Origin of the sequence: Ochrobactrum sp. RH2CCR150 (genome assembly GCA_014138095.1) — a bacterium.
GTDB lineage: Bacteria > Pseudomonadota > Alphaproteobacteria > Rhizobiales > Rhizobiaceae > Brucella > Brucella gambitense.
In genome coordinates this window covers 68670-89516 of sequence record JACGXE010000009.1, presented here as the reverse complement: position 1 = coordinate 89516, position 20847 = coordinate 68670, and the positions used below count along the sequence as shown (strand labels likewise).

The following is a 20847-nucleotide window of genomic DNA, read 5'->3' as shown; positions in this document are numbered from 1 at the left end:
GGTCTTTACGTCCCTGAACTAAAGCAGTTCCAGGACACATCACATGACCATGTCCAGACTGCACGATAGAATAGATGCGGCTCTTTACACGCTATTGCGTGATAATCCAAGCCCCGCCGCCCAAGTTAGAAGCACGGCAGGGCAAGGCACCGCTTAAAGGTTGCGATAGGTCTCGCATATGGCGAGGAAGTCGGTCGCCTTCAAGCTCGCACCGCCAACAAGCGCACCGTCGACATCGGCGATCCCGAGCAGTTCGGTGGAGTTGGAAGGCTTGACCGAGCCGCCATACAGAAGACGCAGATGTGCACCCTTTGCGCCGAAACGCTCGGTCAGTTGCTCGCGCATGAAGGCATGGGCGGCGCGGACATCCTGCACCGTCGGTGTCAGGCCCGTGCCGATCGCCCATACAGGCTCATAAGCAATAATGGTGTTTTCGGCGGTCAGACCATCCGGCAGGGAACTTGCAAGCTGCGAGCCGATGACTTCCAGTGTGCGTTCCGACTTGCGTTCATCAGCAGTTTCGCCGACGCAAACGATCGTTATAAGACCGGCTGCCCAAGCGGCTTCGGTCTTTGCCTTCACAACATTGTTGGTTTCGCTGTGATCGGTGCGGCGTTCTGAGTGGCCGATAATGACATGGGTTGCGCCTGCTTCCTTCAGCATTTCAGCCGAAATATCACCGGTATGTGCGCCGGAAACCTTGAAGTGGCTGTCCTGTCCGCCGAGGCCGACCGTGGTTTCGCCAGAGAGTGTTTCGGCAGCGCGTGACAACAAAGTGGCAGGTACGCAGATCACCGCATCGAGTTTTCTGCCGAAATCGGAGCTCAAACCGGCTGCAATCGCGCGCAGTTCGGTGAGAGATTCTCCCGTGCCATTCATCTTCCAGTTGCCAGCGACCAACGGACGGATACCCGGAGTCATTGCGTTCTCCTCGCCTTTCATGAGCATAATCCGACCGGAGTGAAACGAGGATCGATAAGATTATGCGTCGAACTGAACATTCAGAGCGTCGATCCGATCTATTCGGATCGAAACACGCTCTAAACGGCAGGCGCTTCCAGCGAATAACGCATGGCTGCGCCGAATTTTGCCACTGACTAAGCATATTCGTGTCGCAATGCAAATGTTCTTGGTTGCAGAGCCTCAATGAGACCTTGCATATGGGGCTTGCTTGGGGTTATCCCCTGAACGGTTCAATTCAATGACTGGCTCAACTCAACCAAAGCCGAGCTTTATTTCATAATCGAAGGGTTTCCCATGCTCGACAGCCTGCGCTCTGCCTCTCGCTCCTGGATCTCCAAGCTTCTGCTTGGTGTGCTCGTCCTGAGCTTCGGCGTCTGGGGTATTGCGGATGTTTTCCGCGGTGGCATGACAGGTAACGCCGCGCTGACAGCAGGCGACTCCGAAGTCAGTGCAACTGACTACCGCTTCGCTTATGAACAGCAGGTGATGCGTCTTTCGCAGCAGTTCCGCCAGCGGCTGACGCGTGAACAGGCGAAATCCATCGGCGTTGAAAATCAGGTTCTGGCGCAGCTCGCAGCCGGCGTTGTGCTCGACGAAGGCGCACGCAACATGCAGCTCGGCCTGTCGAAGGACGGTATCGCCCGTCTGACGGCGGAAGACCCGGCATTCCAGGACGCCAGCGGCAACTTCAACCGCGCGCAGTTTGATGCGGTTTTGCGCCAGTCCGGCATTCGCGCGCAGGATTATCTCGATAATCGCGCTAAGGTTGCCCGTCGCCAGCAGATGGTCGAAGCAGCGACCGACGGCATCAAGATGCCTGACGCCATGCTCAAGGCACTGGCGCTTTATCAGGGCGAAAGCCGCAGCGTCGACTACATCACCATTCCTGTGGAAAAAGCGGACGCGATCCCTGCCCCGTCGGATGACGCCCTCAAGGCCTATTTCGATGCGCATAAGGATGAGTACAAGGCGCCTGAGTACCGCAAGATCAGCTACGTCAAGCTGGAGCCTGCCGACATTGCCGATCCGGCAGCCGTGACGCAGGAAGAAATCAACGAATATTACGAGAAGAACAAGGCGCGCTACGGCACGATCGAACAGCGCACCATCGAGCAACTGAGCTTTGCGGATGAAGCCGCGGCCAATGCAGCGCAGGAAAAGATTGCCGCTGGCGCAAGCTTCCTCGACATCGGCAAGGAACAGGGCAAGACCGAAGACGATCTCAAGCTCGGCACTTTCGAGAAAAGCGCTATTCCTGACCAGACCATCGCCGACGCAGCCTTTGCGCTCGCCGAAAACGGCGTAAGCCCTGTCGTCAAGGGTGGTTTTGGCCCGGTCATTCTGCGCGTTACCAAGATCGACCCGGCACATGTCAAGCCGCTCTCGGAAGTCGAAGCAGAAATCCGTACGACCCTTGCCAACAACATCGCGGCAAGCAGCATCAGCGGCATCCACGATTCCTACGAGCAGCAGCGCTCCGATGGTGCGTCGATGGCCGATGTCGCCAAGGGCCTCAGCCTCAAGACCGTCACCGTCGATGCAGTCGATGCCGAAGGCAATGATCCATCTGGCAACCCGGTTGAATTGCCGAACGGACAGGCGCTTCTGGCCGCCGCTTTCCAGGCGGAACAGGGCTTTGACAATGACGCACTGACCATGGGCAATGTCGGCTATCTCTGGTACCAGATCGACGGCACGACCCCTGCCCGCGACCGCACCCTCGACGAAGTCAAGGACAAGGTTGTGGCCGCCTGGAAGGGTGAGGAAGCTGTCAAGCGCCTCAATCAGCGTCTGGAAGACCTGAAGAAGCGTCTCGATGGCGGTGCGACGCTTGATGCGATTGCATCTGAGCTTGGCCTTGAAAAGCAGACCAAGCGTGGCGTCACCCGCTCGACAAACGACGCCGATATCGGCTCGGCTGCGGCAGCGCAGATTTTCCGTGGTCCGGACGGTTTCACCGGCACGGCGGCAGCGCCTTCCGATGATGCACAGATTCTCTTCAAGGTGACGGAAGTGACCGAGCCTGCAAGTGCTGGTCCGGACGCGATTCCTGAACAGCAGCGCAACTATCTGGCAACCGCCCTTTCCGACGATGTGCTGGAACAGATGGTTGGCGAGCTGCAGAAGCAGTATCCGGTTAAGATCAACCAGACCGTCATCAACAATGCACTTGCGTTCTAGGTTCTGCTGAACAGCTGAACGCGAGAATTCACATAAACAAGCGGCAGAAAGAAAATGGCTGATCTGAAACCATACATCGCGAAAGCGGCCTCCGGCGAACCACTGAGCCAAGAGGATTCCAAGGCCGCGTTCGACATCATGATGTCCGGTCAGGCAACGCCTTCGCAGATCGGCGGCTTTCTGATGGCTTTGCGCGTGCGCGGCGAAACCGTGCCGGAAATTGTCGGCGCGGTCGCTTCCATGCGGTCGCGCATGCTGCCTGTCGTCGCCCCGGCGAACGCCATCGACATTGTCGGCACCGGTGGCGATCAGTCCGGTTCCTATAATGTTTCGTCCTGCTCAGCCTTCGTCGTGGCTGGCGCTGGCGTTCCGGTTGCCAAGCATGGCAACCGCGCGCTTTCCTCACGCTCTGGTGCTGCAGACACGTTGGCGGCACTTGGTGTCAATATTGAAGCCGATGCGGAAACAATCGGCCGTAGCGCCCGTGAAGCCGGTCTCGGCTTCATGTTCGCGCCGATGCACCATTCCGCCATGCGCCATGTTGGCCCTTCCCGCGTGGAACTTGGAACCCGCACGATCTTCAACATACTCGGCCCGCTCGCCAATCCGGCAAGCGTGAAGCGCCAGCTTTTGGGCGTATTCGCGGCCCAATGGGTTGAGCCTCTGGCGCATGTGCTCAATGAACTCGGCATGGAGGCTGTCTGGGTCGTCTACGGCGACGGCCTTGATGAGATGACCACCGCTGGCACCACGCAGATCGCTGCGCTTGAAAACGGCACCGTCCGCACATTCACGATCACGCCTGAGGAAGTCGGTTTGCGCCGTTGCAAGCCGGAAGAGCTGAAGGGTGGCGATGCTGCGGAGAACGCCAAGGCGCTGATCGCCGTTCTGGAAGGGGCCAAGAACGCCTATCGAGATATCGTTCTTCTCAATTCCGCTGCCGCGCTTGTGATCGCGGGCAAGGCCGAGGATCTGAAGGATGGCATCGCACAGGCTGCCCATTCCATCGATAGCGGCGCGGCATTGGCCGTTTTGCAAAAAGTAATCGCTGTCTCAAACGACAAGACAGTTTAGAGGGAAGCGCACCATGTCCACCGACATTCTCCGTAAGATCGAAGTCTATAAGCGCGAGGAAATCGCTGCTGCCAAGGCGCGTCACACGGTTGAAGACCTGAAGGCGCGCGCCAAGGATCAGGCCGCACCACGCGGTTTTCTCAAGGCGCTGGAAGCCAAGCGCGCAGCCGATAAATTCGCACTGATTGCTGAAATTAAGAAAGCCAGCCCGTCCAAGGGTCTGATCCGCCCGGATTTCGACCCGCCAGCGCTGGCAAAGGCTTATGAAGATGGCGGCGCTGCATGCCTTTCAGTTCTGACCGACACGCCATCCTTTCAGGGTGCGCCGGAATTCCTGATGGCAGCGCGTGCTGCGTGCGACCTGCCCGCTTTGCGCAAGGATTTCCTGTTCGATACCTATCAGGTCTATGAAGCGCGCAGCTGGGGTGCAGACTGCATTCTGATTATCCTCGCAAGCGTCGACGACGATCTGGCCAAGGCGCTGGAAGAAACCGCGTTCGAACTCGGCATGGATGCGCTCATTGAAGTGCACGACGAAGCCGAAATGGAACGCGCGCTCAAGCTTTCCTCGCGCCTGTTGGGCGTCAACAATCGCAATCTGCGCACGTTTGAGGTCAGCCTGACCGTTTCCGAACGTCTGTCGAAAATGGCCCCTGCCGACCGTCTGCTGGTTGGTGAAAGCGGCATCTTTACCCACGATGACTGCCTGCGTCTGGAAAAATCCGGCATCGGCACGTTCCTCATCGGCGAAAGCCTGATGCGCAAGGACGATGTGGCCGCTGCCACGCGCGAGCTTCTGACCGGCAAGGCGTAATGTCATGACCTCGGACGCGGCCAAGCTCACCCATCTCGATCAGTCTGGCGCTGCCAATATGGTGGATGTCGGCTCCAAGGACGAGACGGAGCGGCAGGCCGTTGCCGAAGGCAGCGTGACCATGAAACCGGAAACGCTGGCGCTCATTCTGGCGGGTGATGCAGCCAAAGGCGATGTAATCGGCACGGCGCGTCTTGCAGGCATCATGGCTGCGAAAAAGACCGCCGACCTCATCCCGCTTTGCCACCCGCTGATGCTGACGAAGGTTGCGGTGGATATTGCACCGGACCACGCGCTGCCGGGCTTGCGCGTTCGTGCGCTTGCCAAGTTGAAAGGCCGCACCGGCGTTGAAATGGAAGCGCTGACGGCTGTTTCCGTGACGTGCCTGACGATCTATGACATGGCCAAGGCTGTCGATCGCCATATGGAAATCGGCAATATTCGCGTTGTGGAAAAGAGCGGTGGCAAGTCTGGCGACTGGAAGGCCTGAAGCGGCCTCACAAAACTGAGTTCGAGAGGAAATACGATGTCCCTTCTCCCGGTCGAAGATGCTCTGGCGCGTATACTCTCCTCCGCAGAACCCCATGGCCTTGAAACTCTTACGCTGAATGAAGCTGGCGGGCGCGTCGTTGCCCACGCCGTCGAGGCCCGTTTCCTGCAGCCGCCTTTCGACTGCTCGGCCATGGATGGCTATGCTCTGATTGTGCCGGCGGAAATCGCCTATCCCCTGCAATTGAGCATTATCGGTGAATCCGCTGCTGGCAAGCGTTTCGAAGGCTCCCTGCTATCCGGACAGGCCGTGCGCATTTTCACCGGCGCGCCGATACCTGAAGCCGCTGATACGATTGTCATTCAGGAACATACCGAACGTTCCGGCGATCAACTCACCATTCTGGAAGGCATAGAACCCGGACGTCATATCCGCCGAGCCGGTCTCGATTTTGCTCCGGGCAAGACTGTCATACCGGTCGGTCGCGAACTGGACGCACCCGCCCTGTCACTGGCTGCTGCAAGCGGCAACCCAACGCTCGACGTGTTTTGCAAGCCGCGTGTCTCCATATTGGCGACCGGCGACGAGCTCGTGCCACCCGGAGTCGAGCCCGGACCGGACCAGATTGTCGCCTCAAACAGCGTCGGCATTGCCGACATCGTGCGCCGCGCTGGCGGCCACTCCGAAGATATGGGCATCATTCCGGACGATCCAGCACAGATTGAATCGGCTATTGCCAACGCTTTGAACAGTGGAATCGATGTACTGGTGACCATCGGCGGCGCATCGGTCGGTGATCGCGATTACGTGCATGGCGCTTTACGCAATTGCGGCGTCGATCTGGATTTCTGGAAAATCGCCATGCGTCCCGGAAAGCCACTCATGTACGGGCGTAAGACGGTCGACGGTAAAACCGTTCACGTGATCGGGCTGCCGGGAAACCCGGTTTCAAGCCTTGTCTGCAGCCTTGTTTTTCTCCGCCCGCTCATCGCGAAGCTTGCAGGTACCGATCTGACGGCGGATATCCGCCCTGCAAAGCTCGGTCAGCCGATGCCTGCCAATGACCATCGGCGCGATTTTGTGCGTGCCACAGTCGAATCACAAAGCGATGGAACACTGCTGGCGACACCGTTTCCAGTACAGGATTCGTCCATGCTGACAGCCCTCGTCGGCTCCAATGCATTGCTCATTCGTGACGAAAATGCCCCGGCAGCAGATGAAGGTAGTTCGTGTCGCGTACTCATGCTACGTTAAAACCGAGCTGTGTGAACGCTTGTGCTTCTTAGAATCGGCACGAAGCAAGCGCTGTAATGAATTGAAATAAAAACACTTCATTGAATGGTAGGCGACGCGTTAGCCCGCCCTGTGAACATTCCGGCAACAAGCTGCCAGCCCGTTAATCATTTTAAAACCATTGCAGAACAAGACTGGAACATATAGTGTTCGTTCTGGTTTTGTTTTTCTCGATTCTTATCTGGCCGGAGGGTGTCGCGCATGTTGACCCGTAAGCAGCACGAGCTTCTGCTGTTCATTCATGACCGTCTGAAAGAAACAGGTATTCCGCCCTCTTTTGACGAAATGAAGGAAGCGCTCGACCTTGCTTCCAAGTCGGGCATTCATCGACTGATTACCGCTCTGGAAGAACGCGGCTTTATTCGCAGGCTGCCGAACCGTGCACGCGCGCTGGAAGTACTGCGTCTGCCGGATTCAATTGCACCAGGACTGAACGCGCAGAAGAAATTTGCGCCGAGCGTCATCGAAGGCAGTCTGGGCAAAGCGCCTCCTGCACCCATACAGCCATTACGCTCTGCGCCTGTTGCGACCAATGATGATGTGTCTGCAACCGTATCGGTTCCGGTCATGGGGCGCATCGCCGCCGGTGTGCCGATCTCAGCCATCCAGAGCCAGACGCATTCGCTCAGCCTCCCCCCGGAGATGATCGGTGCTGGCGAACATTATGCGCTCGAGGTCAAGGGCGACTCGATGATCGAAGCCGGGATTTTCGACGGCGATACAGTGATCATCAAACGCGGTGATATTGCCAATCCGGGTGAAATCGTCGTCGCACTGGTTGATGATGAAGAAGCGACCTTGAAGCGTTTCCGCCGCAAGGGCGCATCAATTGCACTTGAAGCCGCAAATCCCGCCTATGAAACACGTATTTTTGGCCCAGACCGCGTTCGCGTGCAGGGCAAGCTGGTCGGACTGATCCGCCGGTATTGACCGTTAGGCCAGAAAAGGATGCCGCTTTCGGGCTGAATGCTTGAGCTGTCGGCTTCCACCGCCGACTGACCGGATCGCAAAGCGCTCAGCTCAATATCGTCATTCACATTTGCCCGGCTCCTGAGCGTCAGCAGCCGGGCATTGTGTTTCTGGCTTTTGCGCAGGTTGTTTCTTCTTATATTCCCGGTCGCGCAAGCCACGTGCCGCGCGTGAATAGAGCCGGAACAGATGCCACGGACGCCGTGGCTCGTTGATGGCGAAGGCTAGCCTGTCGTCATAACGGGGATCGGCAAAATTGTGCCGCTGAGGCGTGCTGTCGTTTGCCGACGTCAGACCGCCAGCGAGAGCCGTGACGGAAGTGCTGGCCGGGTCTTTCTTATCGCCCAGCCTCATTTCAACGGTGCCCCGCAATGCCAGATCACGGCGGTTGATGACGATCTTCTTCTGATGCGCACATCCCGGTGTTTTTCCGGCTATCGCGAGGATAACGATATCGCCGACATCGCAGGCGACATCCTGAACGGCAGGATCAGCCGTATAGGCGAGTACACGCCCATCACGCAGCGTGATCGTGCATATTTCGTCTTCGCAGATAAAGCCGTCTGTCGCGATTTCCCGCATCCTGTCTTTTGCATGCTGCGGTATCAGAAATTGCGTTGCGAGATAGGCGGTTTTCCAGTTGTCGACTGTGAACTTCGACGGTCTGTCGCGGTTCATAGCAAAACGCCCATCGGTCAGACGAACGCCAACCAGCTTTGCATCTTCCGAGATCACCACATCCGGGAATGGCTCATGCAGGAAAGCGATAAATCCCGCTAAAACAAATGGTAGTGCCAGAATCTTGAGTCGCGTTGTGAACAATACCGCGATCACGAGTGCTATGGTCCAGAGGGCTAGAGCCACGACCGGCATTGCTCCGGGGTTACCATCAGGCGACCAGGACGCGATGACGCCCGCAAGAGCGCGGACGATCCAGATACCGGCTCCGGCGATTGTCAGAGGCAGCCAGTCAAGGCCGAGCGGCATCAGCACGAGGCCCAGAACCGAGAATGGCATCACCAAAGTTGCGATTACCGGATCGGCCAGCACATTGCCCATGAGCCCGAACGGTGCGGTATTGTTGAAATGATAGGCGGCGAATATACCGCTCGAAATTCCGGCTACCAATGATGTTCCGGCAGCAGCAACGGCTGATTTGACGAACTTCGTTGGCAAACCACCCGTTGGCGAAGCCGCGCGCCGATCCACGCCCTGCGATTGTTTGGGCTTACGCATCCCCCACCAGGCATAACCGGCAATCAGCGCGGCCGTTGCCGAATAGGACATCTGAAAACTCGGCCCGAGTATTTCATGCGGCGAAATCGCTATGGTCACCATGCCCGCGATTGCCACATTGCGCATGCTGAGTGCCGCGCGGTCGAACAGCAAAGCGCTGAGCATGACGGCAATCATCATAAAGCTGCGCTGCGCTGCAACATCCGCGCCAGACATGGCGAGATAGAATGCGCAAGCCAGCAAGGACAGGAAGGCGGCGTATTTCTTGACCGGGTGCCGAACACTGAAAGCCGGGAAGAGCGCAAAGGCAGACCGAAGCGCAAACATGACGACACCTGCCGCCAGCGCCATATGCAGGCCAGAGATGGAGAGAATATGCGCCAGACCCGCCTTGCGCAGGTCGTCATTGGTTTCCTCGCTGATGCCGCCGCGCGTACCGGCAATCAATGCGGCAGTGACATTGCCGTCTTCCCCGCCGATCACTTCTTCGACCCGTTCCGAAACACGCACACGGAGCAAGGCAATCCATTCGCTGATTTCGGCCACAAGGCTTGTCAGTGGCAGAACGTTTGTTGTCTTTGGGTTCCCCAGAAAAAAGCCGTTTGCTCCAATACCGTTGAAATAGGCATGAAAGGAGAAGTCATAATTGCCGGGGCGAACCGGGCCTGACGGCACCCGCAGCCGCGCAAAACCGGTTAAACCACCGCCAATCGATGTATCCGCTGGTATATCGCGGGCATTAATCCGAATGCGTGTCGGTGAAAAGCGCAGTGTTGGGCGTTCTGTTGTCAGCAAATCAAGTGTGATGCGCCAGCTTCCATTATCCTGCGCATCCAGCGCGACAACCCGGCCAGTAACACGCGTTGATACATCGGAACCGAGCATTGGTGTCGCCATGCGTTCGGTTTCCCACTTTCCGCTGGCAAGCCCCAATTGGAAAGCAAGCGCGAGCGTCAGCACCTGCCCGGCAAAAAAGTGCTTCCGCGCCAGTATGCGAACAATTGCCAGCCCAGCCAGCAGGGCCAGAATGGGCGTCCAATCCGGCTCGAAGGAGAAGGTGAAATAGACCACTGCGCCCAAGCCGCTGAAAATCGGAATGAGCAGGAAGAAAATTCCACGCGCCGTTTCGAGTTGGATAGCTTCCGCGAAAGCCGCGGGAGTGTTTCTCGCAGCATCGGCGACGGTGTCGCGCCAACCGGTTGGTTTAGCGTCAGGCGGTTGGTCCTCATTATCATGATCGGCAGGAACGGTTGCAGGTTCGGGCCAAGGTTCGGGGAGATAAGAGCGCGTCAGGCCATCGGGCAGGCTTTTGACAAGCGCCCGCTCATTGGCCTCATCCGAGGCCTTGGCCATATCACCTAAGCGCGTCATGCCCCCGCCTGACTGCAAAAAAGGTCTTTTTGTCGAAATACCCCAAAAGAACAATGCCGCAAGGAGCCGAAACAAACGCGAAGCCCTTGCGCGTACTGCTGCCTATGCTACATGAACGCCAGTCGAAATCGAGAGGCTTTCGTTATAGAAATCCTCGTTCTCGCTCTTTGGAAGCGAGTATCAGAATTCAGTTTTGCGCCCCTGCCCCGGCAATTGCCGCTGTCTTGACGGGCGCGCAATAAAGTGGAGCTACCATGTCGAAACCGGTCGTCACCCGTTTTGCCCCTTCGCCCACGGGTTATCTTCATATCGGCGGTGCCCGTACGGCCCTGTTCAACTGGCTCTATGCCAAGCACACGGGCGGCAAGATGCTGCTGCGTATCGAAGACACCGACCGTGAACGTTCCACCGATGCCGCCACCGCCGCCATTCTTGACGGCCTGACATGGCTTGGCCTCGACTGGGAAGGCGATGCGATCTCGCAGTTCGAGCGCGCACCGCGTCACCGCGAAGTCGCCGAAGAACTCGTCGCTCTAGGCAAAGCCTATTACTGCTACACGACGCCGGAAGAGCTGGAAGAAATGCGCGAAAAGGCACGTGCCGAAGGCCGCCCGCCGCGTTATGATGGTCGCTGGCGCGACCGCGATCCGTCCGAAGCGCCTGCAGGCGTAAAGCCGGTCATTCGCATCAAGGCGCCGCAGGAAGGCGAAACCCTCGTGCGCGACGCCGTACAGGGCGATGTGCGCTTCCCCAACAAGGATCTCGATGATTTCATCATTCTGCGCTCCGACGGCACACCGACCTACATGCACGCGGTTGTCGTTGACGATCACGACATGGGCGTCACGCACATTATTCGCGGTGACGATCATTTGACGAATGCAGCCCGCCAGACCGTGATCTATGACGCCATGGGCTGGGATGTGCCGCAGATGTCGCATATCCCGCTGATCCATGGTGCGGATGGTGCAAAGCTTTCCAAGCGTCATGGCGCTCTCGGCGTGGATGCCTATCGCGCTATGGGCTACCTACCCGCAGCGCTCCGCAATTATCTCGTGCGCCTTGGCTGGAGCCATGGCGACGACGAAATCATGTCGACTGAGCAGATGATCGAATGGTTCGACGTGACGGACATCAACAAAGGCGCTGCCCGTTTCGACTTCCAGAAGCTCGAAGCGATCAACGGCCTTTACATGCGTGGCAGCGACGACAAAGCCCTGTTCGACGCTTTGATTGCAGTTCTGCCGGAAATCGAAGGCGGCAAGGAACTGGCTGCAGCGCTTGATGACAAGCGCAGCGCTCAGCTCCTCGCGGCAATGTCCGGTCTGAAGGACCGCGCCAAAACGCTCGTTGAACTTGCAGATGGCGCGAAATTTATATTTGCTGCCCGCCCACTCGATCTCGACGAAAAAGCCGCCTCGCTGCTTAACGAAGAAGGCCGTGCCGTTTTGAAGTCCGTGCTGCCGGATCTGGAAGCTGCCGAAGAGTGGACCATTGAATCACTGGATGCGGTGGTTCGCGCCCATGCAGAGAAAACCGGACTGAAACTGGGTAAGATCGCGCAACCACTGCGTGCCGCCCTGACCGGTCGCGCTACCTCGCCGGGCGTCTTTGATGTGCTTTTTGTACTGGGTCGCGACGAGTCTTTGGGCCGTATTCGCGATCAAATCGGTTAAGGTGCTATCATTCACGCTGACGTGACATAGCTCGCTTAAATAGTTCAAATTTCGCATTGCATCGCGGACGGTTTGGGATAGTTTGGCGATCAAAATCGTAGCCGTAATGCGTTGAAAATCGGGCATCCCGACATTTTGGGACGCCCGCCAAGAGATACAGACAAGTTATAGCAGCGAATGCAATACTGCCGCCAACGGCGGCAAAGTGGACATGAAAGGAAACATGATGTCAGCTAAGACAGCCAGCTTTACTCTCGACGGCAATACGTTCGATCTGCCTGTGCGACAAGGCACTGTCGGGCCGGACGTCGTCGACATCGGTCCGCTTTACAAGAATTCGCATGCGTTCACTTACGATCCGGGTTTCACGTCGACTGCTTCTTGCGAATCCAAGATCACCTATATCGATGGCGACGAAGGCACCCTGCTCTATCGCGGCTATCCGATCGACCAGCTTGCCGAGCACGGCGATTTCCTCGAAACCTGTTATCTGCTGCTTTACGGTGAACTGCCGACTGCAACCCAGAAGTCCGATTTCGATTATCGCGTGACCCGTCACACGATGATCCACGAACAGATGACGAAGTTCTTCACCGGCTTCCGTCGCGATGCGCATCCAATGGCCGTTATGGTCGGTTGCGTTGGCGCCATGTCCGCCTTCTACCACGACTCGACCGACATCACCGATCCGCATCAGCGCATGGTCGCCTCGATCCGCCTGATCGCCAAGGTGCCGACGCTTGCTGCAATGGCCTATAAGTACCATATCGGCCAGCCGTTCATGTACCCGAAGAACGATCTCGATTTCGCATCGAACTTCCTGCACATGTGCTTTGGCGTTCCTTGCGAAGATTATAAGGTCAATCCGGTTTTGGCCCGCGCCATGGACCGCATCTTCATCCTGCACGCTGATCACGAACAGAATGCCTCGACCTCGACCGTGCGTCTTGCCGGTTCGTCGGGCGCCAACCCGTTCGCTTGTATCGCAGCTGGTGTTGCCTGCCTCTGGGGTCCTGCCCATGGCGGCGCAAACGAAGCAGCGCTCAACATGCTGGCCGAAATCGGCTCGGTGGATCGCATTCCTGAGTTTGTCGCTCGCGCCAAGGACAAGAATGATCCGTTCCGTCTGATGGGCTTCGGTCACCGCGTCTACAAGAACTACGATCCGCGCGCCAAGATCATGCAGAAGACCTGCCATGAAGTTCTGGGCGAACTGGGCATCAAGGACGATCCGTTGCTCGACGTTGCAATGGAACTGGAAAAGATCGCCCTGACGGATGAGTACTTCATCGAGAAGAAGCTCTATCCGAATATCGACTTCTACTCCGGTATCACGCTGAAGGCTCTCGGCTTCCCGACCGAAATGTTCACCGTTCTCTTTGCACTCGCCCGCACCGTCGGCTGGGTCGCACAGTGGAAGGAAATGATCGAAGATCCGCAGCAGAAGATCGGCCGTCCGCGCCAGCTCTACACGGGCGCGACGGAACGCGACTACGTGCCGGTTGCAAAGCGCAAGTAAGCGCTGCAAAGGCTGAAAACAAAAACCCCGGTTGCCAATGGCGACCGGGGTTTCTTTTTGATCTCGGAACAGTTCTGTTTCAACGGAACCGCCATAACGGCTCCAGTCGAACAGTTTAGCCCTTGCGGCCTTTCTCAATGACATCCAGCAGAACGCGCGCGCCGATCTCGCCGGAAGGTCGCTCCGTCGACATGACCGAAGCCACGGCGTCAAAGCCGTCCAGCTGCGCCTGACGCGCCGAGCCGGGATGCATCAGACGCTCCAGACTACGGGCCAGCATTCCAGGGCGCACAAATTCATTGAAGAACTCCGGCACCACCGGTTCATCAGCGATGATATTGGGCAGCGCAGCGCTCCAAATGGTGATCTTCGGCATCAGGAACTTACGCGCAAACCAATCCGCCTTGTAGGAAAGCACACTTGGAATGCGCGATAGCGCCAGTTCCAGCGACACCGTTCCGGAAGCGGCAAGCGCGGCATCAGCTCGCGCAAAGGCCTTCCACTTCTCTTCGTCTCCGACGACGATCAGCGGCTTTACCGTCCAGTCGCGCGAAAGATCGCGCACCATGGCCTCGATACGCGGCAAGGTCGGCAGTATGACCTCGAGCTTTTCCACACGCGATGCAAGTTGGTCGACCGCTTTACCGAAGGGTTCCATCAGCATCTGGATCTCGGTGCGGCGCGAGCCGGGCAGTAAAAGCAAAGTATGTTTGCCGGCTTCCGACCTTCTCGGTTCCAGCGCCAGCTGTGCAGCGCGCGTATCGAGTATCGGCGCATAGCTCGACAGGCGATGCCCGACATAGGTCGACTGAGGGCCGTTCAGCCGCTCCATCACGTCAACCTCGAACGGCAACACCGTGAGCACATGGTCGATATAGGCGCGCATCGCACGAGCACGCTGCGGACGCCACGCCCAGACACTTGGGGCGATATATTTGACAATCGGGATGGAAGGATCGGCTGCCCTGATCTTTTTCGCCACCCGATGGGTGAAATCCGGACTGTCGATCAGAAGAACGCAATCCGGCTTCTCCGCCACGATCTGACGCGCTGTCTGACGGATGCGCAATACCAGTCCCGGCAGGTTCTTGATGATAGCGCCCAGCCCCATCAAAGCAATTTCATGCGGATCGAAAAAGGTCTTCAGGCCACGCGTGGCCAGATGGTCGCCGCCCACCCCGACAAGATCAACCAGCCTGTCAGTCTGCTGACGCAGGGCGTCAATCAGATCTGCCCCCAGAAGATCGCCGGATTCTTCACCGGCCACGATTGCTATTTTCAATGGCCGGCTGGTGTTGCTCACCCTTAAGTGTCCTTCCCGTCCCGACTGATCGTCTCTATGAAGAGGCCGCATTCATTGGCGGCCGCTATTGTCTCGCCGAAGCCTAGAATAAATGTACGTCCTGCCTCAACCGCAATTCCTGCGAGACCGGCGCGTTTGGCCTTGTTCACGGTGGAAATACCAATGGCTGGCAAATCCGCCCGTTCGTCCTGTCGAGGTTTGGCCATTTTCACAAGGACGCCGCCGCGTTTGGGAATACGCCCAGCTTCCCGCAGCTCTCCGACACGCTCGATCATCTGGTCGGTGCCTTCCGCGCCTTCCAGCGCCACGACACGACCGCCAACGGCTATTGCACCCTGCCCGACATCGAGATCACCGAGTCGCAAAGCTGACTCCATAGCCAGCTTAATATTTGCGGCTTCGCGCGCGTCCGGTTCAGCTTTGGTGATAATGCGAGCAGGCGAAGGAGACAGGAGATCGGGCACCACTTCATGCGCGCCGACCACCTTGAAGCCAAATGATTCGAGAAGACCGATGAAAGCGCGCAGCAGCGCATCGTCGCCCTGCCCGAGCGCCCGAAATACATGCGGAACGGCCCGCAACGTCGGCCAGTCGAGCTTCAGGTCACTGAGATGCGGTCTACTCCGCACACCGCCCGCAAGAACGACCCGCGAAACGCCAGCCGCCTTCATAGACCGAATCAACTTTGCAAACTCGACAACCGAAATTTCCTGGTGCTCGTAATTATAGAGCGCCCGGTCTGCTTCTTCACGCAGAGGAACTAGAAATGGCGGAGTGCCTGCTGATTGTAGCGCTTCGGCCACGACAACGGGCAACAAGCCGTTGCCCGCAATAATGCCGACACGCCCGCCCGCCAGAGACGGACGCAATAGTGTGTCAGCTTTCGTCGCTGTCATGCCCGGCCCCGCCATGAACCGCATCAAGCGGCGGCGTGCAATAGGCGCGCTTTGTATCGACATTGATGAAGTCGATCATGTCGATGACAGCCGGAGAGTTTGGAATTGCTTCCAGCACATCGATAGCGCGTTCACGAATCGGCTTGGTACGATCAAACAGCATGCGCACGGCATGACGCAGATTGTGGATTTCCTTACGCTCCATGCCAGAACGCTTCATGCCGATAATGTTGAGACCGCCCAGATGTGCGTGAACGCCGATGGCCATGCCGTAAGGTATCAAATCGCTCACCACCGCAGCCATGCCGCCAACAAAAGCATGATGGCCAACGCGGACAAACTGGTGCACGGCCGCACCGCCGCCCAGAATGGCGTGGTGTCCGATGGTCGTATGACCGCCGATCATAACATTGTTCGAAAAGGTGACGTAATCGCCGATATCGCAATCATGCGCCACGTGGGCATAAGCGAGGAAGGAACAGTTATCGCCAACCGTGGTATAGCCGCGTGCGCTGTCGGATCCGCGATGCATGGTGACACCTTCGCGGATGAGGCAATTCGTGCCGATCGTCAGCGTGGTGGGGCCACCCTTGTGCTTATTGTTCTGCGGGTCACAACCGAGAACAGCGTGCGGATAGACCTTCGCGCCCGCGCCAAGCGTGGTCGCGTCCGTGACAACCACATGGCTCATCAGAACGGAATTGTCGCCAATGACGGCGCCCGATTGAATATGACAGAAGGGGCCGACAGACACACCCTGGCCCAGTTCCACACCCGGCTCAACAAGAGCGGTGGGGTGAATGATTGTTTCTTTCATTGTAATGCTCACTGGCTTTCTTCACCGGCATTAATCATTGCCGCGACTTCCGCTTCAGCAACTTTCACACCATCAACCTCAGCCACGCATTCATATTTCGAAATATTGGCGCGCTGTTTGACTTTCTTGACATGCAAAAGAAGACGGTCCCCCGGAACGACCGGGCGGCGGAACTTCGCATTGTCGATGGTCATGAAATAGACAACGCCCGGGCGACCGGTTTTGCGCTGAAGCAACGAAATAGCACCGGCAGTCTGGGCCATAGCCTCAATGATCAATACACCTGGCATGATCGGCTTTTCCGGAAAATGTCCGGCAAAATGCGGCTCATTGATCGTGACATTCTTGATGCCTGTCGCCGAACGATCACCGTCGATATCAACGATTCGATCAATCAGCAGAAAAGGATATCGATGCGGCAGTACAGCCAAAAGATCCTGAATATCCGCCGCTTCGAGCTTCGTCTGTTCCGTATCACTCATCTGAGGATTGCTCCTTTCTTGATTGCCCGATGCTGCGAATGTTCGCGATATCGCGGAACCACTGCTTGATAGGACGTGCGGGAAGCCCCCCCCAACGCTCTCCATCGGGTATATCGTTCATAACGCCGCTCGCAGCTGCAATCTGCACGCCCGAGCCGATGATCAGGTGATCCGCAAGACCGACGCGACCACCAAGCATGGTCCCGTCGCCGATCACACAGCTTCCGGAAATGCCGCAATGCGCGGCAATAAGACAAAAACGACCGATGCGCACATTATGCGCAATCTGGACGAGATTATCGATCTTGGAGCCCTCGCCGATGACCGTGTCGCTCAGCGATCCACGATCAACGGTGGTATTGGCTCCAATTTCCACATTGTCCTGTATAATGACACGGCCAATCTGCGGGACTTTCTCAAGTCCGGCAGCGCCGGGCACATAACCGAATCCGTCCTGTCCGATGCGAACACCTGGATGCAACAACACACGATTGCCGATAAAGGCGCATTGGATCGTCACGCCAGGCGCGACATAGCTGTCGCGTCCAATCTGGCAGTTTTCACCGATCACAGCCGTCGCGGCAATCAACGTACCCGAACCGACAGTAACGCCCTTGCCTACAACGGCACCCGCTTCAATCGTTGCGCCATCTTCGATATGCGCCGATGGATGAATGAACGCTTGCGGAGAAACGCCCGTTTCGCCGAACCAGCTTTCAAGCTTGGCTGACGTTGGAAACAACATGCGTCCGACAGCGGAAAAATCGCGATGCGGGTTACGGGTAATCAGGGCAGCCATATGCGAAGGCACGCTTGGAGCAACGTCTTCCTTGCAAAAAACACCAGCAGCCTTGATTCCGGCCAACGCCTCGGCGTTCTTCTTACCTTCCACGAAGATAAGCGCCCCCTCTCCGGCATCCTTCATGGAAGCCAGGCGCTCAACAGAACGCGGTGCAAGCTTCGGGTCACGAAGTCTTGCACCGGTGAAATCAGCCACGTCGCCAATCGTGAGTTCACGAGAAGGCGAGAAAAAGACAGGATCTGCCATCAGTACACTTTCTCTCCCGGGGCGTAGCCGCCCCGGGGAAAGGCAAATCGGTTAGAACTTGGTCGAAACACCGAAGTTGAAGTTCTGAACCTTATCGGTATCAGCCTTCGCGACCGGGAATGCGTAGTCGAAGCGGAGCGGACCAAACGGCGAAGCCCACATCAGGCTGAGACCGACCGAAGCGCGAAGCTTCTTGTCGTCGCCGAGGACAGGCTGGCCACCCAACTCATCCGCACCGCCGTAGAGCATTGCCGCATCCGCGAAGAATGCACCACGAATGCCAAGGCTTTCAGGCACGACAGGCATCGGGAACTGCACTTCGGCAGTACCGTTGATATAGGTCGTACCACCCATCCAGTAACGCTGACCGCTAGCCGAATCCTGGTAACGACCAATGCCGTTGAACTTGAAGCCGCGAATGATGTCCGAATTGTTCTTGAACAGATCGAAAATACGGACGCCGTCGCTACCAAATTCATGGATATAACCACCGCCGAGACCCAGCATACCGACGATATCGGCTTCTTGAGCAAGCGTCTTATAGTAGTTACCCTTGAAGGTCGTCTTCATGAACTTCGCATCGCCGCCAAGGCCTGCGAATTCCTGCGTGAACTTGCCGTAGAGGCCGTCATGCGGGTTCTTCATGTCGTCAATGGAGTTATATGTCAGCGAGTAGCTGACAGACGAACGAAGCCATGGGCTATTCTCGGACGCTTCAACCAGAGCCGGAGCGTAGTAACCATCGATGTTATCGCGGAACAGGTCATACTTTTCCTGAACCAGGTTATACGCGAGGCCGACCGAGAAATTCTCGGTAATCGGAAGACCGAAACGAATCGTTCCACCGGTCTGCTCGACATCGTAGTCGTCGTTCACGCGATAGCTGCGACGGAAAATATCGAAGCCCGCCGACATACGGTAACCGAGGAAATAAGGTTCCGTGAAGGACAATCCGTAGTTACGCATATCGTCCTGACCGGCGCCGGCGCTAAGACGAATATACTGGCCGCGACCGAGGAAGTTACGCTCAGTGATCGCACCTTCAACAGACGCGCCCGGCGTTTCGCCGCCCGTGGTGTAGCCACCACCGATGGAGAATTCACCCGTCGATTTTTCAACAACGTCGACAACCAGAATCACCTGATCCGGCTCGGAGCCCGGCGCCGTCGAGATATTTACGGTCTGGAAGAAGTCCAGAGCTTCAAGGCGACGCTTGGCGCGCTGCACCATGACCTGATTGAAGGCATCGCCTTCGTTCATGTCGAACTCGCGACGGATCACGTAATCGCGGGTCTTGTCGTTGCCGCGGATTTCAATGCGCTGAATGTAAGCGCGCGGACCCTGATCAACGCTATAGACAACCGAAATCGTGCGATTTTCGAAGTTACGATCGCCGCGCGGCTCAACCTTGGCAAAAGCATAACCGCTACCGGCAACGCTTTCGGTTACAGCCAGAACGGAATCTTCAACTTCCTTGGCGCTGTAGGCGCGACCCGAACGGGTCTTCACAAGACCGCCGAGCGCGTTGGTATCAACGCCGTCAACGGTGCTTTCGACGCTCACATCACCGAAGGTATAACGCTGACCTTCATCGACCGTAATCGTGATCGTGTATTCGTTGGTGGACGGATCGAGAACCGCATTCGACGAAACGACGCGGAAATCGGCATAGCCACGATTGTAATAGAAGCGACGCAGCGATTCTTCGTCAGCCTGCAAACGACCTTCGTCGTAAACGTCGTTACGGGTCAGCCACGACAGCGGGTTCGAACGCTTGGTGGAAATGACATCGCGCAGACGACGACCGCTATAGGCCTGATTGCCGACGAATTCGATATTTTCAATCTTGGTGCGCGAGCCTTCGTTGACTTCATAGACAACGTTGACGCGACCCTGACCGAGATCGACGGTGCGTGCATTCACGGTCGCATCGCTGCGTCCGATATGCGCATAGGCAGCCTTAATAGCTTCCTTATCCGATTCCATCGTCGCCGCATCGTAAGGAGAACGCGGCTTGAGCTGAACGGCGCGCGTCAGGTCAGGATCCTTGATCTTCTTATTGCCCTGGAACAGGACATTGTTGACCACGGAACGCTCGCTCACGGTCACGACAAGCGTGCTGCCGGACTGATTGATGCGAACATCCGAAAACAGGCCCATGGCGAACAGACGCTTCACCGCGGCATCGATATCAGCGCTGGTGAAGGCTTTGCCTGGACGAATGTCGATGTTGTCACGAATGGACTGTGCATCAACACGCGTATTGCCGCGAACGTCGATACGGCTCACAACGGCAGCTTCCGCGACATTCACGGATGCCAGCGAGAGCGCTGCAGTACCCGAAGCCACTAGAGCCACCGACATGGCGAGCGCGGACGCGGCGCCAAAGAATTTAGAACTTGCCGTCATAGGCTTTCCGAACCTTCGTTTTCTGTCCCCGGGACGATTAACCCAGAAAAATGCGTACAGATACAACCGTATTATCCGGTTTTTCCATACAAGCAAGCGTTGCGGTTAAATTCTGTTTACTTAGGCAACAAGCGTGGCATCCGTGCCACGCGAATTGTGAGTTATGGTAAACAGATTGCTTAGCTTTTCCGGTCGTCGCTCCCAATGTTCACTTCTGTTTAACACCTTGCCCGGCCTCCGTCGGACAAAGCGTCGCCTCACTGCAGTCAGCTTAACCGGACAAGCCGGTCTAGCCAATAAACCCCA

16 protein-coding genes are annotated in these 20847 nt (G+C 57.1%); 8 read left to right on the top strand and 8 right to left on the bottom strand.

The window, feature by feature from the left end; genetic code table 11:
• Positions 1-153: 153 nt before the first annotated feature.
• Positions 154-921, bottom strand: a complete 768-nt coding sequence (gene tpiA, locus FHW03_RS17960; protein ID WP_182521852.1) for a triose-phosphate isomerase — start codon at positions 919-921, stop codon at positions 154-156.
• A gap of 336 nt (positions 922-1257) precedes the next feature.
• On the opposite strand from tpiA, the gene FHW03_RS17955 reads away from it, so the two are divergent.
• From FHW03_RS17955 to lexA, 6 genes are all read left to right on the top strand, one after another.
• Positions 1258-3144 carry a peptidyl-prolyl cis-trans isomerase gene (locus tag FHW03_RS17955; protein WP_182521851.1) on the top strand — a complete coding sequence of 629 codons (1887 nt, stop codon included), beginning with the start codon at positions 1258-1260 and terminating at the stop codon, positions 3142-3144.
• 54 nt (positions 3145-3198) lie between these two features.
• Positions 3199-4218 (top strand): anthranilate phosphoribosyltransferase, encoded by a 1020-nt coding sequence (trpD, locus tag FHW03_RS17950; protein WP_151589505.1) that lies wholly within the window; start codon positions 3199-3201, stop codon positions 4216-4218.
• 13 nt (positions 4219-4231) lie between these two features.
• A complete protein-coding gene (gene trpC / locus FHW03_RS17945) occupies positions 4232-5032 on the top strand; it encodes an indole-3-glycerol phosphate synthase TrpC (RefSeq protein WP_182521850.1) in 801 nt (266 codons plus the stop codon).
• A gap of 4 nt (positions 5033-5036) precedes the next feature.
• Positions 5037-5522: a cyclic pyranopterin monophosphate synthase MoaC gene (gene moaC, locus FHW03_RS17940; protein WP_182521849.1), complete on the top strand. Its 486-nt coding sequence runs from the start codon at positions 5037-5039 to the stop codon at positions 5520-5522.
• A 36-nt stretch (positions 5523-5558) separates the two neighbouring features.
• A complete protein-coding gene (gene glp, locus FHW03_RS17935; protein ID WP_182521848.1) occupies positions 5559-6776 on the top strand; it encodes a gephyrin-like molybdotransferase Glp in 1218 nt (405 codons plus the stop codon).
• A 240-nt stretch (positions 6777-7016) separates the two neighbouring features.
• Positions 7017-7745, top strand: coding sequence for a transcriptional repressor LexA (lexA, locus tag FHW03_RS17930; RefSeq protein ID WP_182521847.1), 729 nt, complete (start codon positions 7017-7019; stop codon positions 7743-7745).
• Positions 7746-7844: 99 nt separating this feature from the next.
• Here the strand turns inward: lexA and FHW03_RS17925 are convergent, their stop codons facing one another.
• Positions 7845-10391 carry a ComEC/Rec2 family competence protein gene (locus FHW03_RS17925; protein ID WP_182521846.1) on the bottom strand — a complete coding sequence of 849 codons (2547 nt, stop codon included), beginning with the start codon at positions 10389-10391 and terminating at the stop codon, positions 7845-7847.
• A gap of 254 nt (positions 10392-10645) precedes the next feature.
• On the opposite strand from FHW03_RS17925, the gene gltX reads away from it, so the two are divergent.
• Complete coding sequence (gene gltX / locus FHW03_RS17920) at positions 10646-12067, top strand: glutamate--tRNA ligase (RefSeq protein WP_182521845.1); 1422 nt, start codon at positions 10646-10648, stop codon at positions 12065-12067.
• 226 nt (positions 12068-12293) lie between these two features.
• Positions 12294-13586, top strand: a complete 1293-nt coding sequence (gene gltA / locus FHW03_RS17915; protein WP_182521919.1) for a citrate synthase — start codon at positions 12294-12296, stop codon at positions 13584-13586.
• 115 nt (positions 13587-13701) lie between these two features.
• Here the strand turns inward: gltA and lpxB are convergent, their stop codons facing one another.
• From lpxB to bamA, 6 genes are read right to left on the bottom strand one after another with little or no spacing between them, the layout of a single operon-like run.
• Positions 13702-14889 (bottom strand): lipid-A-disaccharide synthase, encoded by a 1188-nt coding sequence (lpxB, locus tag FHW03_RS17910; RefSeq protein WP_182521844.1) that lies wholly within the window; start codon positions 14887-14889, stop codon positions 13702-13704.
• 2 nt (positions 14890-14891) lie between these two features.
• Positions 14892-15785: an LpxI family protein gene (locus tag FHW03_RS17905; RefSeq protein ID WP_182521843.1), complete on the bottom strand. Its 894-nt coding sequence runs from the start codon at positions 15783-15785 to the stop codon at positions 14892-14894.
• Entirely contained in the window at positions 15766-16602 is an 837-nt protein-coding gene (gene lpxA, locus FHW03_RS17900) for an acyl-ACP--UDP-N-acetylglucosamine O-acyltransferase (RefSeq protein ID WP_182521842.1), read from the bottom strand. The genes FHW03_RS17905 and lpxA overlap by 20 nt, the downstream gene beginning before the upstream one ends.
• Positions 16603-16610: 8 nt before the next feature.
• Positions 16611-17084 carry a 3-hydroxyacyl-ACP dehydratase FabZ gene (gene fabZ / locus FHW03_RS17895; protein ID WP_182521841.1) on the bottom strand — a complete coding sequence of 158 codons (474 nt, stop codon included), beginning with the start codon at positions 17082-17084 and terminating at the stop codon, positions 16611-16613.
• A complete protein-coding gene (gene lpxD, locus FHW03_RS17890) occupies positions 17077-18132 on the bottom strand; it encodes a UDP-3-O-(3-hydroxymyristoyl)glucosamine N-acyltransferase (RefSeq protein WP_182521840.1) in 1056 nt (351 codons plus the stop codon). Before lpxD ends, fabZ begins: the two co-directional genes overlap by 8 nt.
• Positions 18133-18183: 51 nt before the next feature.
• A complete protein-coding gene (gene bamA / locus FHW03_RS17885) occupies positions 18184-20541 on the bottom strand; it encodes an outer membrane protein assembly factor BamA (protein WP_182521839.1) in 2358 nt (785 codons plus the stop codon).
• Between the last annotated feature and the right edge of the window lie 306 nt (positions 20542-20847).

What these genes read in the sequence shown, in the direction of transcription:
- tpiA (WP_182521852.1), bottom strand. Translation starts at nt 921, where the DNA reads ATGACTCCGGGTATCCGTCCGTTGGTCGCTGGCAACTGGAAGATGAAT.
- FHW03_RS17955 (WP_182521851.1), top strand. Translation starts at nt 1,258, where the DNA reads ATGCTCGACAGCCTGCGCTCTGCCTCTCGCTCCTGGATCTCCAAGCTT.
- trpD (WP_151589505.1), top strand. Translation starts at nt 3,199, where the DNA reads ATGGCTGATCTGAAACCATACATCGCGAAAGCGGCCTCCGGCGAACCA.
- trpC (WP_182521850.1), top strand. Translation starts at nt 4,232, where the DNA reads ATGTCCACCGACATTCTCCGTAAGATCGAAGTCTATAAGCGCGAGGAA.
- moaC (WP_182521849.1), top strand. Translation starts at nt 5,037, where the DNA reads ATGACCTCGGACGCGGCCAAGCTCACCCATCTCGATCAGTCTGGCGCT.
- glp (WP_182521848.1), top strand. Translation starts at nt 5,559, where the DNA reads ATGTCCCTTCTCCCGGTCGAAGATGCTCTGGCGCGTATACTCTCCTCC.
- lexA (WP_182521847.1), top strand. Translation starts at nt 7,017, where the DNA reads ATGTTGACCCGTAAGCAGCACGAGCTTCTGCTGTTCATTCATGACCGT.
- FHW03_RS17925 (WP_182521846.1), bottom strand. Translation starts at nt 10,391, where the DNA reads ATGACGCGCTTAGGTGATATGGCCAAGGCCTCGGATGAGGCCAATGAG.
- gltX (WP_182521845.1), top strand. Translation starts at nt 10,646, where the DNA reads ATGTCGAAACCGGTCGTCACCCGTTTTGCCCCTTCGCCCACGGGTTAT.
- gltA (WP_182521919.1), top strand. Translation starts at nt 12,294, where the DNA reads ATGTCAGCTAAGACAGCCAGCTTTACTCTCGACGGCAATACGTTCGAT.
- FHW03_RS17905 (WP_182521843.1), bottom strand. Translation starts at nt 15,785, where the DNA reads ATGACAGCGACGAAAGCTGACACACTATTGCGTCCGTCTCTGGCGGGC.
- lpxA (WP_182521842.1), bottom strand. Translation starts at nt 16,602, where the DNA reads ATGAAAGAAACAATCATTCACCCCACCGCTCTTGTTGAGCCGGGTGTG.
- fabZ (WP_182521841.1), bottom strand. Translation starts at nt 17,084, where the DNA reads ATGAGTGATACGGAACAGACGAAGCTCGAAGCGGCGGATATTCAGGAT.
- lpxD (WP_182521840.1), bottom strand. Translation starts at nt 18,132, where the DNA reads ATGGCAGATCCTGTCTTTTTCTCGCCTTCTCGTGAACTCACGATTGGC.
- bamA (WP_182521839.1), bottom strand. Translation starts at nt 20,541, where the DNA reads ATGACGGCAAGTTCTAAATTCTTTGGCGCCGCGTCCGCGCTCGCCATG.